This is a genomic window from Pseudofrankia coriaricola (genome assembly GCF_001854805.1).
In the GTDB taxonomy this organism is placed as follows: domain Bacteria; phylum Actinomycetota; class Actinomycetes; order Frankiales; family Frankiaceae; genus Pseudofrankia.
In genome coordinates this window covers 26,359-41,513 of record NZ_MBLO01000267.1, presented here as the reverse complement: position 1 = coordinate 41,513, position 15,155 = coordinate 26,359, and the positions used below count along the sequence as shown (strand labels likewise).

8 protein-coding genes and 6 pseudogenes are annotated in these 15,155 nt (G+C 69.8%); 7 read left to right on the top strand and 7 right to left on the bottom strand.

The features are described 5' to 3' along the window. Complete coding sequence (locus BCD48_RS41760; protein WP_083420018.1) at positions 1-1,542, bottom strand: MFS transporter; 1,542 nt, start codon at positions 1,540-1,542, stop codon at positions 1-3. 501 nt (positions 1,543-2,043) lie between these two features. On the opposite strand from BCD48_RS41760, the gene BCD48_RS41755 reads away from it, so the two are divergent. Beyond that, complete coding sequence (locus BCD48_RS41755; protein ID WP_071053983.1) at positions 2,044-2,682, top strand: TetR/AcrR family transcriptional regulator; 639 nt, start codon at positions 2,044-2,046, stop codon at positions 2,680-2,682. A gap of 98 nt (positions 2,683-2,780) precedes the next feature. Here BCD48_RS41755 and BCD48_RS41750 read toward each other — a convergent pair. The 3 genes and pseudogenes from BCD48_RS41750 to BCD48_RS41740 all read right to left on the bottom strand — a co-directional run bounded on the left by BCD48_RS41750 (position 2,781) and on the right by BCD48_RS41740 (position 5,455). Continuing rightward, positions 2,781-3,662 (bottom strand): annotated as a pseudogene (locus tag BCD48_RS41750) (NAD(P)-dependent alcohol dehydrogenase). 944 nt (positions 3,663-4,606) lie between these two features. Continuing rightward, positions 4,607-5,002, bottom strand: a complete 396-nt coding sequence (locus BCD48_RS41745) for an ImmA/IrrE family metallo-endopeptidase (protein ID WP_071053938.1) — start codon at positions 5,000-5,002, stop codon at positions 4,607-4,609. 27 nt (positions 5,003-5,029) lie between these two features. Then, complete coding sequence (locus BCD48_RS41740) at positions 5,030-5,455, bottom strand: universal stress protein (protein WP_071053937.1); 426 nt, start codon at positions 5,453-5,455, stop codon at positions 5,030-5,032. On the opposite strand from BCD48_RS41740, the pseudogene BCD48_RS57065 reads away from it, so the two are divergent. Beyond that, a pseudogene (locus BCD48_RS57065) lies at positions 5,442-6,011 on the top strand (cupin domain-containing protein); the annotation flags it as partial. The gene BCD48_RS41740 and the pseudogene BCD48_RS57065 overlap by 14 nt on opposite strands. A 404-nt stretch (positions 6,012-6,415) precedes the next feature. Here the strand turns inward: BCD48_RS57065 and BCD48_RS54615 are convergent. After that, a pseudogene (locus tag BCD48_RS54615) lies at positions 6,416-6,520 on the bottom strand (IS6 family transposase); the annotation flags it as partial. A 129-nt stretch (positions 6,521-6,649) separates the two neighbouring features. Here BCD48_RS54615 and BCD48_RS41730 point away from each other — a divergent pair. The 4 genes and pseudogenes from BCD48_RS41730 to BCD48_RS57055 all read left to right on the top strand — a co-directional run bounded on the left by BCD48_RS41730 (position 6,650) and on the right by BCD48_RS57055 (position 9,633). Beyond that, on the top strand, positions 6,650-7,099 hold the full coding sequence (locus BCD48_RS41730; RefSeq protein WP_071053936.1) for a PPOX class F420-dependent oxidoreductase: 450 nt from the start codon (positions 6,650-6,652) through the stop codon (positions 7,097-7,099). A 414-nt stretch (positions 7,100-7,513) separates the two neighbouring features. After that, positions 7,514-7,792 (top strand): annotated as a pseudogene (locus tag BCD48_RS57060) (effector-associated domain EAD1-containing protein); the annotation flags it as partial. Between the two features lie 495 nt (positions 7,793-8,287). After that, positions 8,288-8,641 carry a DUF4115 domain-containing protein gene (locus BCD48_RS54610; RefSeq protein ID WP_071053935.1) on the top strand — a complete coding sequence of 118 codons (354 nt, stop codon included), beginning with the start codon at positions 8,288-8,290 and terminating at the stop codon, positions 8,639-8,641. A 314-nt stretch (positions 8,642-8,955) separates the two neighbouring features. Further along, positions 8,956-9,633, top strand: coding sequence for a WD40 repeat domain-containing protein (locus BCD48_RS57055; RefSeq protein ID WP_083420032.1), 678 nt, complete (start codon positions 8,956-8,958; stop codon positions 9,631-9,633). Here BCD48_RS57055 and BCD48_RS57050 read toward each other — a convergent pair. Both BCD48_RS57050 and BCD48_RS56180 read right to left on the bottom strand, forming a co-directional pair. Then, positions 9,552-9,785: pseudogene (locus BCD48_RS57050) on the bottom strand (hypothetical protein); the annotation flags it as partial. The gene BCD48_RS57055 and the pseudogene BCD48_RS57050 sit on opposite strands and share 82 nt — an antisense overlap. A gap of 34 nt (positions 9,786-9,819) precedes the next feature. After that, positions 9,820-10,012: pseudogene (locus BCD48_RS56180) on the bottom strand (tyrosine-type recombinase/integrase); the annotation flags it as partial. A gap of 456 nt (positions 10,013-10,468) precedes the next feature. On the opposite strand from BCD48_RS56180, the gene BCD48_RS41715 reads away from it, so the two are divergent. Next, on the top strand, positions 10,469-15,145 hold the full coding sequence (locus tag BCD48_RS41715) for an AAA family ATPase (RefSeq protein WP_071053934.1): 4,677 nt from the start codon (positions 10,469-10,471) through the stop codon (positions 15,143-15,145). Positions 15,146-15,155 lie beyond the last annotated feature (10 nt).

Sequence of the window (15,155 nt, the reverse complement as noted above, 5' to 3'; positions counted from 1 at the left end):
TCAGATCAGTCCGCCGGCGATCTCGTCGAGGGGCTCGGGCTGGCCGGCCTCGTGATGGAGCCGGGTGCCGCCGCGGATCAGGGCACTGCAGAGGACGGCAGCGGCCCAGAAGACGCCCGCGGCCCACCAGTAGCCGACGGTGAACCCGTGCACGGTTGCGCCGACGACGGCAGTGCTGCCGTGGCGGGTCAGGTAGTGGCTGGTGGCGGTGGCGACGAAGGTGCTGATCAAGGCGACGCCGAGCGCCGAGCCGAGCTGCTGGGAGACGTTGTTGAGCGCCCCCGCCGTACTCGCGTCGCGCGGATCGACACCCTGCTGCCCGACCGCGACTGCCACGACGGCGGCCGACCCGATGCCGGTCCCGACCAGGACCAGCCCGGGCAGCACCCAGGCCGCGTACGGGCTGCCCGCACCGGCCTGGGTCAGCAGTGCAGCACCGGCACCGGAGGCGATCAAGCCGGCGGCGACGATGACCCGCATGGTCAGGCGCCGCAGCAGCACGCCCTGGGTCAGCGTGGCGACCACGGCGATCGCCGCCATCATCGGCAGGAACGCGACGCCGGTCATGATCGGCGAGTAGCCCAGCACACCCTGGAAGTAATAGGTCAGGAACAGGAACAGCGCGAACACCGCCGCGTTCGCCAGGAAGAGCGTCAGGTAGGCGGCACCACGGTTGCGGTCGGCGACCACCCGCAGCGGGATGAGCGGGTGGCGGGCGACCTTCTGGAGCACGACGAAGCCGGCCAGTAGGAGACCGCCGGCGATGAGCGGGGTCAGTGTGACCGCCGAGCCCCAGCCGTCGGCCTGGGCCTTGGCCGACCCGAAGACCAACCCGAAGATCGCCGCCGAGCCGACGACCGTGCTCGGCACGGAAAGCCTGGGCTTGTCGGGCTCGGCGGAGTTGTGCAGCAGCGTGAGGCCACCGATGATCCCGGCGACCGCGAGGACGATGTTGACGTACATGCACCAGCGCCAGTCCACGTAGTCGGTCAGCAGCCCGCCCAGCAGCAGGCCGACGGCGCCGGCGCTGCCGGACACTGCACCGAAGATCCCGAACGCCTTGTTCAGCTCCTTGAGGTCGGTGAAAATCACCGTGATCAGCGACAACGCCGCCGGCGCGAGAACTGCGGCGAACCCGCCCTGGACGGCCCTGGCGGCGATCAGCGTGCCGATGTTCGGGGCCGCGCCGCCGGCAGCGGAGGCAATCGCGAACCCCAGCAGTCCCACGATGAACATGGTCTTGCGGCCGAGCGCGTCGCCCAGCCGGCCTCCCAGCGGAAGCAAGCTGCCGAAGGCCAGCACGTAGGCGGTGATCACCCACTGGCGGCTGGCGTCGGAGAAGCCGAGGTCGGCCTGCGCCGAGGGCAGGGCAACGTTCACGACGGTCGCATCCAGCAGGATCATGATCTGGGCGATGACGAGGACACCCAGAGCCATCCAGCGCCGCTCGTCATGGGGATCGGGCGAAGCGGCCAGGTGCGCTCCGACGGCCTCCGCGGGCGGCTGAGGCGCCTGCGCCCCGGAGGGCTCCATAGTGCTCATCTGCTTCGCTCCTCGTGCGGTCAGGTCAGAGCGCCAAGATGAGGCACCCCTCCGGTCGTTGCTGCCTCCATAAGCGGAGGGGTACCTCACTCTATTCCGGAGGGGTGCCTCAAGTTGGCAGAAGTTTCGGGCCTCGACATCTGGCGGCACCAAAGAGACGAAGGGAGATGAGGTGCCCCTCGCCGCCTGGTCGCGAACGCTGCCCGCGAAGTCGGCGACATCCAGGCCGGGTACCGCCCGGGTCCCGACAGCCACCTGGCCTGTGCTCAGCCCTGCCACCGTGCCCAGGGCACCGAACGAACGTCATGCTCGCGGGAGGGCCCCCGGGATCGTCACGGGCGCCACGGTGCTGCCGCGCGCCGTCAGCCGCGTCGCACGACCATGCCGACGAGCTCCCCGAGGTCAACCGCGCTCTGCCGGGCTCCTGAGCGGCGCAGAAAGGGAGGCCACCCTCAGTATCGCCGGTAAACTGACGAAGTGAGCCGCAGCGACGTTGAGCAGATGCGAAGGCCCCTGCGCCGCGACGCCCGGGAGCGCCGAGACAAGCTCCTCGCCGCGGCGCAGCGCGAATTCGCCGCACACGGCGTGGATGCCTCCCTGGAGAAGATCGCACGCGACGCCGGCGTTGCCATCGGCACCCTGTACCGCCACTTCCCAACCCGCCTGGACCTGCTCATGGCCGCCTTCCAGCCCCGGCTTCAGGAGTTCCTCGACGGGGCCAACAAGGCCCTGGAGATGAACGACCCGTGGGAAGGGTTCGTCTACTACCTGGAGCACCTGTTTGGCATGCAGGCGGGAGACCGGGGTTTCAACGACTTCCTCTCCCGCCGCTTCACCGACAGCGCCGAGACCGAGCGCATCCACGACGAGATGTGCCAGCAGATCGTGGACATGCTCACCCGGGCCCAAGAAGCCGGCGAGGCTCGCCCCGATATCACCCTGGCCGACATCGTCAACCTCATCTGGTCGAACGGCAGGATCATCGAGGCCACCAGCGCCACGGCGCCCAACGCCTGGCGGCGTTACCTCTACCTCATGCTCGACGCCTACCGGGCTGAGCGGGCACATCCGATCCCCGAGCCGCCGATGACGTACGAGCAGTTGTACGACGCCATGGTCCATCTCAGCGAGGCGCAGTAGGGGCGGCCGGCCTGCTGTCCGGTCAGCCCGCGGCATCGCGGAGACCTGGACGCCGCTCGCCGGCCGCGCCCCTGTTCGATGGCGCGCGGTGTCGCTCGCTATGCGGTGATGGCGATCTTGCCGCTGGGGTGACGCTTCAGCATGTGGGTGACGGCGTCTGCTGCCTGGTCGAGCGGGTAGGTCTGGTCGATGACCACCTTGACCTAGCCGGATTCGAGGAGCGCTAGGAGCGCATTCAGGTTCTCCCGGTTCACGGCTGGGGATACGAGCTTCACTGTGGTGGAGCCAAGCCGGCCCATCAGGACTGCCCGCGCCATCCTGGGCAGGCCGGCGAAAAGGCCGCCGGTGTAGCCGAGGCTGTTCGGGATGAGCACGCCGCCTGGCGCCAGCAGCCGCGCGGTGGCTTTCGACGGGTGGTTCAGCACGTTGTCGAGGATGACGTCGAAACGCTGCCGGCTCTGGGTGAAGTCCTCCTTCGTGTAGTCGATGACGTGGTCGGTTCCGAGTGACCGGACCAGCTCGATCGTGCGGGCAGTGCCGCAGATGCCGCTGACTTCCGCGCCCAGGCGCTTGGCGATCTGGACCGCCATGGTGCCGACCCCGCCCGAGGCGCCGTTGATCAGGACGCGCGTGCCGGCGCCCACCTGGGCCACGTCGCGCATGGCGACCAGGGCGGCGAGCCCGGTCATCACCGATGCCGCGGCGTCGGTGCAGGTGAGCCCGGCGGGCTTCTTGACGAGTTGGGCCGCCGGCACGGCCACGTACGGGGCGAACGCGCCGGCCACCAACCAGGTGGACCCGAGCACTTCATCGCCGGGCTTCAGGTCGCTGACCTGTCCGCCCACGGCCTCCACCACGCCAGCGACATCGCTGCCGCGCACGGCACGCTTCGGCCGGTGCAGCCCGGAGGTCAGGCGGCCGATGTAGGGCACTCCGGTGACGGTGGCCCAGTCCGGGGTGTTGACGCTGGTGGCCCGCATCCGACCAGGACGTGGTCGGGGCCGATCGGCGGCATGGGGATCTCTTCGGGCCGGAGCACCCGCTCCGGCGCGCCGGAGCCGTCCTGGATGACGGCACGCATGGTCAGTGAGTCGACAGGCATGGCTGTAACTTCTCCTTCATGCGGAGCCAGCCGGGAGACGGCACCGCTGTCGGCTCGCCGCAGCTGCGGGATACCTATCCGGCTGGTTGWCGTGCTGGTCGCCATGGCTCGCCTTCCTGGTCCGGCGATGTGAGCGGCGCGATAGGCTACCCCTTACGACGTAAGAGGTAGAGGCGTACGTCGTAAGGATAAGAACTATGGCCGAAGCCGAATAGGAACGTAAGCGCAACCACCACGCCGACGATCACGGTCACGAGACGGGCCGATGGGTCCGGACCTACCAGGTCTACGGAACGCTTGTTCGATTCGGTAGATGATGTAGAGGTCGGCGCGGTCACTGGGCATCGTCCCTGGCCAGAGCCCGGGTGGCGACCGGCCGGACGGCGATTTCAGGGCCAGCAACCAAGATCAACCGGTTCGGATGCTGGTACACACGGTCCTCCACGCTCCGTGACTAGCCTCTGATGACCTGGGCAAATAGGTTGCACCTACCGATCGGTGCGATTGTCGACAGTCCGCAGGTGCAGGTCAGCGGGCATGGCGGGCCGGTTCGCACAATGCCGGGGCTTCCTGTAGAGCTGACTCGATGGTGACTATCGGTGCCCATCTCCCTTGGGAGTCGGCGGGGTGTCGTGGTTCGGGGTCTGCCGGACGAGTGGGCCGGCGAGGGCCTCGACGACCGACTTCCGATTTCATCGGCGGCGACAGCACCCAACGAGAGCCCGGCCATGATCCGGATCCGCACCGGCTACGTATCTCTGGCAGGACAGCCACTGGCGACACTGGCAGTGGCTGTCTTCCTGGGCTTCGGCCAGGAGCGTGTTACACCACGCGGGGGGCGAGTTGGCCGAGGTAGAACGACTGCAAGCCGAGTCGTTCCTGGGCCGTGGTGTAGACCGCGCGGCTGTCGCCGAACTTCGCCTGCATGAGCTTCCAGAACAGGGCGGGTTCCTCGTGGTGGACCTGCACCGGTTCCTGCTTTCGCCATCCGCGCGCTGAGATTTGCTTGAACAGGCTTTCCTTGCGCCGGGCGTCGATGAGCCCGAGATGGCTGCCTCGCATGATCAGTGCCTGGATGGAGACGCCCCAGCGTGCCTTGAGCATCGCGAAGTCACGCAGGGTGTAGTCGTGGTCGGCCATCGCCTCGCGCATCCGATCTGCCCATATGATCATCGGCAGGTCGCGGTTGGTGCGACGACCGATCACGCGTGCCGGCATCCCGATGTTGCCGGCGGCGACATCTCCTCAGTGGGTGTGCGCGATGAGGATGTCGCAAGGCGCGTGACGGGCGACGTCCGCTGCGATGCTGCCCAAGACTCGGGTGACGCCTTGGACGCGTTTGTTGCCAACCACGATGATGCTCGCCCCGATCTCTTCGGCGACACTGACGAGCACGTCAGCCGGCCTGCCGAACTCCGAGCGAGGAGTGGTCGGCAGGCCAGCGAGGTCGGCCGGGAGATCTTCGATCGCCTGCTCGGCCATCTTCAGCGCGGCATCGCTCGCGGACAGGTCGAGTTCGTCGCCGGGCCGGCCCATCTGCAACCGGTCGGTTGAGCTGAAGGCGCTGACGACGATCAGCTCATGCCCGAGGGCGGAAGCGAGCACCGCCGCTCTAGCCGCGGCCTTGCTCGCTGTGTCACTTCCATCGACGCCGACAATGATCTTGCCCATCTCACACCTCTCATGGCCTGCGCGGAAGCGCGACGGTAGCCGTGCCCGGCATGACGTTCTGTCCGCGCTGGTTGGTTGCCCAGGTCTCGATTTCGACGACGTTATCGCCGCTCTGGTCGAGGTGCTTGCCGGTCACTCGTCCACTCGGCCGGACGACGTCAGAAAGGTAGACGTGGGAGCGGTACTGCCCGTGGATATGCTTGAGAGTGCCGGCGTCGCCCATCCGGTTCGTGAGCGACTGGACCTGCCAGCACGTCCGCTGGACGCCGACGTCGTACGCGATCTGGGCGCCCTGCAAGTGCGCGGCGTAGTCGTTGTAGTGGACGGCGTAGACGGGCTCCAACCGGCAAAGGCCCGCGGACTGGTTCAACGGCGATGTCTGGTTCGACGTCATCCACACGGGCCAGGAGCCGTCTCGCCTGCGCGCGAACATGGTGCCTTCGCCCCCGGCGCCCGCACCGCCTGGCACCACCACGCCGTCGGCCAGACCCTCCACGTCGTCGCCGGCGTCGCCCTGATCGGCACCCGCGACGGCACCGTCTACGAGGCCCACCCCGGCGAGACGGTGACCTGCGCGCCCGGCGAGGAGCACTGGCACGGCGCCACCGAGGACCGCTTCATGCAGCACCTCGCTCTGTGGGAAGGCACCGCACCCGACGACGACCGGCCCGAGACCACCTGGCTGGAACACATCACCGACGAGCAGTACCACGGGCCCCGCACCCGCAACACCTGAGGGCACCCCGCGTCGCCGCCGGCTTTCGGGGGACTACAGCGTCGTCACGGAACAAGCTCCGCAGCCCGCCTGTGATCGGATGCGGGGGCCCGCGTTGCCAAAGGCGGACGGGAGACCCGGTTCGTCGCGATCAGCATTTCGGCGTCCGTGCTGGAGGTGTGGACGTCGGCGGTGGCTCGCCCATGCCGTTGAGGGCGACGTGGGACAAGCGCCTCGCGTCGCACGTACCGCAGGTACCAGCGCACCGCCAGAAGGATCACATCCGGCGGGAACCGGAAACCGGCGAACTCCGAGACCGGGACGGGCGGACGAGGACGGCGGCGAGCCATCTCTCGATCATCCCTCTGCTGCCGACGCGACCTGTGGCATCGACCCGTGCAACAGAGCCCGCGCGCATCGCGGTCGCGAGCCGTGACGGGCTTGACCTCAACGGTGGTTGAGGTTGCAACCTCGGATCTATGACTGCTACCGACGTCCCGGGCACCGTCGCACCCGGCTCCCCGGTGTTCAGTGACAGCGAACTCGGCTACCTCGCCAGCCAGCGGCTCGGCCGGCTCGCTACCGTGGCGCCCGACGGTAGCCCGCAGAACTCGCCGGTCTCCTTCCAGGTGCGCCCGGATGGCACCGTCGAGATCTACGGCTACGACCTCGGCGCCTCCCGGAAGTTCCGCAACGTCGCGGCGACCGGCGTCGTCTCGCTGGTTGTCGACGACATCGCTTCGGTCGACCCGTGGCGAGTGCGGGGAGTCGAGATCCGTGGCACCGCCGACGCGATCACGGACATCGAACCGCCCCAGCCGTGGCTGAGCCGCGAGGTCATCCGGATCCACCCGCGCCGGGTCCTGTCCTGGGGGCTCGACCCAGGCGTCTCAGGCCTGCGGGCCCGCACCATACCGGCCGACGCCTGAACGGCGCCTGCCGCCCGCGACAGCCAGACCGGCTGAGCTTGACCCCTGAGCACGGAGCAAGGTGTCCGTGCTCAGGGGTCAAGCTCACCATCCGGTAGGCCGCGAGGTAGAAGAGTCGCAGCACCATAGCCGGGATCATGGAACCGCGCCCACCGCGGCGAACAGCCGACGACCGGAACACCACGCCGAGACGACGCAGTCCAGCATCACACCGCGCTACCCCGCGAGCCCGCAATACCGCAGCTCAGCGTCTCCGAACCGGATATCGGGCACCCACGAGTTGGTGTGCCTCGACTCCTCACGACGCAACAACGCCCTCCTCGGCGGGGCCAGTCACGCGCCCGTTCCGTGGGGACAATCTCGGCGCGTATTCTGTGTCCGGTTGGGAGCTGCGACGGGGTCGCCGGCTGGGCAATGCAGAGTTGGTGGACGATGCTGCCTGACGGGGGAAGTCGGCCGGAGCCGCTCACTTCCGTCGAGATCGACGAACTCGCCTCCGTGTTCAGGCGACCGACTGCCGCAGCCCGGATCCTGGATGACGCAGAGTTTCCTCGGGCGCAGCAGCCATCCTGGCAGGTAGCCAACGCAGCCGAGTTCTGGCAGGAGGTGAGTCGCCTCCTCGCCGAAGGCATCCTGCCGAACGGCCGGGCTCGCGTGCTCGGGGCAGCCGCTCGCGCCCACCCCGCCAACCATGTCTTCGCGGGACAGACCGGCCAAAACGCGGAGTCGGCGGCACCGACGGCGTCCGGGTTGTCCTCCCTACCGCCCGCTGAAGTCAGTTCTGGTACCGGTGGCAGCGAGACGGAGACTGAGGCGTCCACCACCATAGGGCCAGAGACGGGCCCGCAGGCAGCGACTGGACAGCCGCCACGCAAGGCTCACCGGAACGCCGCCGCCGACCGACCCGACGTCCAGGAACCACCCACACACCGATCTGGTAGCGCCCGACAGGACGAGCCTGCAGCCAACCCGCGTCCCTGGACGCCCTCACGTTCAGCCTCATCCGGCCAGGGGCCCGCCAGCGGGTACCCGCCAGCGCCCCGCCGCACTCTGCTCGCCGGCCGGCTGCGCCGCCGCTACTGGCGGGCCGCACTCGCCACCGCGGCACTCGCGACAACCGTCGCGACCCTCGCCCTCGCCCTTGACGGCCACGAGCGACCAGGCGACCCCCTCTCCGGTCCGGTCGGGGTGTCGGACGCCTCCGGCACGGATTCGGCGGTCACCCGGCCGACGCCCACCCCGAGCGCTTCCGCCTCGCCGGCGCCACCGCCGGCCGAGGTCGTCGTGCGCCTCGAGGCGCGGGACGCGAAGAGCTGGCTCGAGGTCTGGGACGACAGCGAGAAGGTCCTCCTACAGCTACTGCTCCAGCAGGGTGAGTCCCGCGTGGTGACCTCCGAAGGCGCGCTGCAGATCAAGGTAGGCAACGCGGGTGCCGTCTACCTGTCCTGCAACGGGAAGAACCTCGGCGCGCTGGGCGCTCCGGGGAAGGTCGCGACGATTCGTGTCGTGGCCGTCGCGACCGGCGGCTGCACGGCCGGCTGACCCAGGCTTCCGCCCGGCTGGGCCGCGGGACCCTACCTGCGCCTTCCCGGGTTCGAGAAAAAACTCCAGCGTTCCCTGAGCTCTCCTGCATCTATGTAGCCCAGGACCTGTACCTCAGATCGACACGGCGGGGCGGATCGGCGCCCTCGCCGGCACCGGCGGATTCTCCGGGGACGGCGGTACTGCCTGTAGCGTGCGAAACTTGATTCGGGGGTCTCCCGGACCAGCCGGAGTACCAGCTGCACCGTGGCGTCCTCGAGCCGGCGACCGCGGCGCTGCTGCGGATATGTTCAGTGGTGGCGGAGAAGTTCTCGATGCCAGCGCAGCAGGGTCGCGGGGGTGACCAGGAAAGGCCGACCAGCGTGTGCGGGGGAGCAGCCGGGCGAGGGTGGCCACCCCATCCGCCGACGTCTCCCTCTCGACCAACTACTCGACCTCACCCGCATCCAGCTACTCCCGGTCCGGGCAGCCTGCTTGCTTCCAGCGGTTTGGACGGAGCGGTGCGGTTGTGGGACGTCAGTGATCACGCCGCGCCCCAGCCTCTCGGCAACCCGCTCACCGGCGATATCGACTCGGTCAGCTCGGTGGCGTTTGGCCCAGGCGGTCTACTCGTTTCCGGCAGCGTCGACGGCACGGTCCGACTTTGGGACGTCAACGTGCTCGATTACCTGCGGAACGCCGCGGTTCAGGTAGCCTGCCGACGCGTTGGGCGGGTCTGGACAAACAGGAATGGACCCGCTATCTCGCCACCGAGCCGTACCGGAATACCTGCCCGCCCCCCGCTCGTTAGATGGGCCGATTCTTGCGAACACGTCGTAGCGGTCGTCGCGGCGTTGAAATTAGCCGGTTCCAGTTGGGTCTGTTGCGTCCACGCATCGCAGATGCATAGCGATGCGCGAGGTGCCCGGGCTCAGATGGCTTGGGCGAGTTCGGTGAACGCGGTCGCGAGTCGCAGTCGTGGGTCGGTGTCGGTGTCGGTGGCGAGTTCGTAGTGGCCGCGGCGGATGTTCTGGATCAGGGCCTGTCCGGTGCTGATCGTCTGGGCGGAGCGTAGACGGGACTGTTGCATTCGGCCATCGCAGTGATCGGCGCCGCGAGCCGGCATGATCGTGTGATGGCTCGAGCCTGCCAGGGCCTCCGCACGCCCCCAGTCCTCCGAATACAACAGCCCCGGCCGATCTGCGTGTGATCCATGATCTCCATGACCACGTCGCCCGTGTGGCGTCCAGGTCGACGGCGTCCCAGGCAAGACCCAGGGCCTCGCCCTGACGCAGACCGAGCGCCAGTGCGACCGACCACCGGGGCCGCGTTGCGCTGTTCGTTCGCCGCGTCGAGAACCGATCGCGCGTCGGACGCGGTCGGCGGTCGGACTGGCAGACGAACACAACGACGGCGCATCAGTCGATCATGCCCGACTGGTCGCCCCAGCCGCTCCGCCCGGCGAACGCAACAGTGTCGGAAGAAGGCGGTGCGCCTACGCGGGAGGGGGATTATATGGCCGCGCGATCCGGCATTGGGATTCCGGCGGTGTCGCCCAGCGGACAGGTCGGCGGTGCCGTCTCGCGTCGGCTGCTGAAAAGCGCCCGCACCCGTGCGTTCAGAATCCTCACGGTGCCGGTGCGCTGTCAGGTACGCGACTTCTTTGTCACGTCTTTACCGCTTCTTTGAAACTGACAACAATTCCGGGTCTGGAGCGGCTCCACCTAACCAGGTCGTCGGCGGTTAATTGTGTGCCCACGCAGTAGGATCTGCATGCAGCGCGGTCGGCTCCGGGTTTGTGGCGTTGATGTTCGCCGCGATATAACATGCAAAGGTCCGAGGGTGGGAATGCCAGATCAACTCGTGTCGGCTGGCTTGCCGGCAGATTCCTTCGGTTTGATCATCTGCCCGGATGGTGAGGTCGGCAACGGGGGCGCGGCGGTCGCGCGGCGCGGCGCGGATGCTTTGCGTCGGTATCTGACTGGCCCCGGCGGCCTGGTCGAGAGCCGGGTGGAGATCCTCGACGGGCCGCGTGCCGCAGTCGACGTCGCGCTGGCGCTGACCCGCGCCGGTGTTGTCCCCACGGAGCTGCTGCTGGTCTGCTGGCTGGGTCTGGTCGGCGCCTCGGGTGGGGAGCCGTTGCTGGTCGGTGACCCGACGGCGGGCGGCCAGGCGGGCGCGCTGCGTTTCAGCCAGTTGCTCGCGCTCGTCGCGGCGTCCCCGGCCCGGCATCGGGTCGTGTTCGTCGACGGCTGGCGCGCGAACGGCGCCGGCCACGATGTCGCGGACGCGCTCCTCACAGCGGCTGCCCGTCAGGACGGCGGGCTGGAGCTCCTGGTCGCGGTGAGTGAGGCGGAGCCGGTGTTCGCCGCGGGCCCCCTCCCACCCGCGGTCGCAGGCCTGGGCCGACTGCTGGCGGGGGGCGACCCGAACGGCCCCGAATCGCTGACGGTCGGCGGCGTTCTGGCGGCGACCCAGGCCCTGCTCGACCCGACCGACGGGGTGCGCGCGGCATACCTGGCAGGCAGCGCGGCGGACACGCCCATCGCGCGCAACATCGCGAGGCTGACCCCGACCGACCCGGCCAGGGCCGAGCCGACGGTGGTGCTGCCCGACCGCGGGGCCAGCGGTCCAGTCCCGGCAGCCGCGGATCTGGCCACGACCGGTGCCGGGGCGCTCTCCCCCTACCCGGGCCTGGCGTCGTTCGACGCCGACTCCCGGCAGTTCTTCTTCGGCCGGTCGGAGACCGTCGACGACGTGCTCGGCGCGCTTCGGTTCCGGCCGGTGGACGCCGGGCCGCTGGTGCTGGTCGGTGCCTCGGGGGCTGGGAAGTCTTCGGTGCTGCGGGCCGGCGTACTGCCGGCGCTGCGTCGGGGCGAGCTGCCCGGCCTGTCCGCGGATCATGTCCAGGTGGTACTCACTCCCGGGTACCACCCGCTGGCTGTGCTGACTACCCGGGTGCTTGAGGAGATCTCGGCCCCTGGGCTGAGCAGCGCGATCCTGCAGACCGTCCACGACGAGCCGGCGCGCTTCGCCAGTCTTGTCGGCGAGTTGCTGGCGCACCGCGCGCTGCGCGGCCCGGCCATGACCTCGCTGGACCTCGCATCCACGCCGGTGGAGCCGACCATCGGCGGCGCGGCCGTGGCCCGGCGCCTTGTCGTGGCGGTCGACCAGTTCGAGGAGACGTTCACCCTCTGTGTCGACGAGGGGGAGCGGGCCGCGTTCATCGAGGCGCTGGTGTCGCTGGCGACGCCGGGGCCGGACGGCAGACCCGGGCCGGCCGTCGTGTTGATCACCGTGCGGGGTGATTTCTACCTGCCGTGTGTGGACCATCCGCTGCTCGCGCAGGCGCTGGCTCGGGGGCAGGTGGTCATCGGTCCGATGCGGCCCGAGGACATCCGGGAAGTGGTCGTCCGCCCAGCGGGCGCGGTTGGCCTGGCCGTCGAGCCGGCCCTGGTCGAGCTGGTCCTCGACGACCTCTTCGACGAGAGCATGGCCGGCTCCGGCTCCGGCTCCGGCTCCGGGTCGTTGCCGCTGCTCGCGCACGCGCTGCGGGCAACCTGGGAGCTCCGGGCCTCCGGGACGCTCACCGTCGACGCCTACCGACGGGTGGGCCGGCTGGCGGGGGCGTTGACGAAGACCGCCGACGACTGGTTCACCGGACTGGACGCGGCGGCGCAGGAGAGCGCACGGGCGTTGCTGCTCGGGCTGGTGCGGGTGGGTGAACTGGGGGAGACGACCCGGCGGCCACGGCAGCGGGCGGCGTTGCTGGCCGAGGTGCAGGCGCCGGGGGCAGCCGGGGTTCTCGACCAGTTGATCGGTGAGCTGCGGTTGGTGGAGGCCGACGAGGACCGGGTGCAGATCACCCATGAGGCGTTGCTGCGGGCGTGGCCACGGTTGCGGGAGTGGCTGGAGCTGGACCGGGCGGGGGCGTTGGTCCGGCAGCGGCTCGATGACGGCGGCCAGGACTGGGAGGACAACGGTCGTGACCCGGCGCTGCTGCTGCGCGGCCAGCGGCTCGCCGCGGCCCGGGAGTGGGCCGAGCCTGGCGGGCGCCGCCGGCCTCTGCCGAGCCCCGCGGCCGACTACTACGACGCCTCCGTCGCCCGGGAGCAGGCCGAAGCCGACCAGATGCGCCGGCGGACACGTCGGCTGCTGGCGCTGGTCGCCGCGCTCACCGCCGTCGCCTTGGTCGCCGCTGGCATGACCACCGTCGCGTTCGTCAGCCGCGCGGGGGCGACAGCCGCGAAGAACAGCGCGACAGCAGCGGAGAACAGGGCCTCGTCGGCCCACGTCGCCGACATCGCCGACAGCATCTCCGGCGACAACTCGGAGGTCGGCGCGCAGATGGCGCTCGTCGCGGATCGCATCGCCGACACGCCGGAGGCGCGGACCGCGGTCCTCGGTGCCCAGACTCCGTCGCGGCTGTTGCACGCGCACCAGGGCTCGATCGGGACGGTCGCGTGGAACCCGGACGGCCGGACGGTGGCCAGCGGCTCCGACGACGGCGTCGTCAAGCTGTGGGATGTCACCGTCGGCACCTCGGCCGCGGCACGGCCGGTGGGCGCGCCGCTGCGCCAGGGCACCGCGACGCAGGCACATGCCGTCAAGGCGGTGACGTTCGACCGCAGCGGGCGCCTGATGGCCGTCGGTACCGCGAACGGCGAGGTGCGGATCTATGACGTGACGAACCGAGCGGCGCCCCGGGTTCGGGACACGCTGCTGCCGGCGCCGCTCGCCGCCGGCGGCGTGTTCGGACTGGCCTTCAGCCCGAAGGCCGACCTGCTCGCCGCCGGTGGGTACGGGAACGCGGTCGCGCTCTTCGACGTGTCGGTTCCCGGCGCGCCACGGATCGCCGGCGCGCTGGACGCCGGCGCCTCGGTGCGCGCCGTTGCCTTCAGCCCGGACGGCACCCTGCTGGCGACTGGCGGTGAGGACGGCCGTGCGCTGCTCTGGAACGTCACCAACCCGGCGGCACCGGGCCAGCCCCAGGTGCTCTACACCCCGCGGGAAGACCTCGCGCAGACCACGCAGATCCGGGCGCTCGCGTTCAGCCCGGCCGGCGACGAACTCGTGGTCGAGACCATCTACGACGCGCTCATCCGGTATGCCGTCAAGAACGGCACGGCCACCCGCGTCGGACGGCAGACGACGCTGGATTCCCAGCTGACCGCGGTCACCTACCTCTCGCCGCACGTGCTCGCTGTCGCGTCCGCCGCCAACGAGGTCGCCACCCTCCCGATCGGCGTCCAGACGGCCGGCGACAACACGGACGACGCGTCCAGCACGCTCGAGGAGATAGGCCTGCGGGCCACGCCCTGGTCGCTCGCGGTCGATCCAACCGACCGGTCCTGGATCGTCGTCAGCGGCTCCGACGGGGCGCTGCGCTGGCTCCGCTCGACGCCGTCGCCCACATTCCGACGGGTCACGCCCGTGGCGATTCTTCCCCGCTCCGCCAGCTCCACGATCACCGTCACCGAACTGCGAGATCTGTTCGTCTACGACGACGTGATCAAGCCGGGCCTCCCGCCGGACCAGCGGTTGCGGGCAGCCGTGACGCTCGATCTTCCTGACGAGCCGTACGCCGTCGCGGGCGCCAGCCTCTCGCTCGCTGGTGGGATCCTCGCCGTCAACACCAGCGACAAGATCAGTATCTGGGACGTGTCCGACCGGGCGATCGCCGGCTGGCCGCGCTATGACCCGACCAGGCCACCACCGACGATCGCCCCTCTGGCTGTTCTGCCGCGGGAGGTGGACCAGACGGTCAGCGTCGCCGTCAACGCCGACGGGCGCCGCCTGGCGATCGGCGACTTCGGCGGGGTGGAACTGTGGGACACCACGAATCCCCGGGCTCCGACGATGCTGGGCGCGCAGCCCAATGCCTTCAAGCCAACCGGGGCGGCGCAGGTGGCCTTCAGCCCGGACGGGACGCGGCTCGCGGCTACCAGCAACGACCAGACCCTCAAGGTGTGGCCGGTGGCCGGGAATCTCACCGGCGGCCCCGAGGGCACCCTCAACCTCGGCGACGAGATCGTCTCGCCGCCGGCGTTCCGCCCTGATGGCCACATCGTCGCGCTGGGCGGTGAGGACGGCCAGATCCGGCTGGTCGACGTGTCCGACCCGGCCAGGCCGCGGGTTGTCGGCACCACCACCAGGCAGGCTTCGGGGACCAACGTGCTCGCCTTCAGCGCGGACGGGCGGCGCCTCGTCGCCGGCGGTTCGCTGCAGACCCGGATCTGGGACGTGTCCCAGCCACGCAGCCCCCAATGGTTCCTGTCGTTCCCCACGCTGGCCGGGGTCATCCTCACGGGCGCGTTCCAGGGCGCGGGCGACTACCTCATGGCCGCCTTCGCCTTCCCCGGAGTTGATCCCTACACGGTGCTCGTCGATCTCAATATCGAACGCAACGTCGAGCGCTTGTGCGCCAACATCGGTGACCCCGTCACCGAGCAGGAATGGGAAACCTACCTGGACGACGTTCCCTACGTCGCGCCGTGCGGCCGGGCGCCGGCGTCCGCCAGCTAGCCGACAGCCG

What these genes read in the sequence shown, in the direction of transcription:
- BCD48_RS57055 (WP_083420032.1), top strand. Translation starts at nt 8,956, where the DNA reads ATGCCAGCGCAGCAGGGTCGCGGGGGTGACCAGGAAAGGCCGACCAGC.
- BCD48_RS41760 (WP_083420018.1), bottom strand. Translation starts at nt 1,542, where the DNA reads ATGAGCACTATGGAGCCCTCCGGGGCGCAGGCGCCTCAGCCGCCCGCG.
- BCD48_RS41740 (WP_071053937.1), bottom strand. Translation starts at nt 5,455, where the DNA reads ATGGGCAAGATCATTGTCGGCGTCGATGGAAGTGACACAGCGAGCAAG.
- BCD48_RS41715 (WP_071053934.1), top strand. Translation starts at nt 10,469, where the DNA reads ATGCCAGATCAACTCGTGTCGGCTGGCTTGCCGGCAGATTCCTTCGGT.
- BCD48_RS41755 (WP_071053983.1), top strand. Translation starts at nt 2,044, where the DNA reads ATGCGAAGGCCCCTGCGCCGCGACGCCCGGGAGCGCCGAGACAAGCTC.
- BCD48_RS41730 (WP_071053936.1), top strand. Translation starts at nt 6,650, where the DNA reads ATGACTGCTACCGACGTCCCGGGCACCGTCGCACCCGGCTCCCCGGTG.
- BCD48_RS41745 (WP_071053938.1), bottom strand. Translation starts at nt 5,002, where the DNA reads ATGCCGGCACGCGTGATCGGTCGTCGCACCAACCGCGACCTGCCGATG.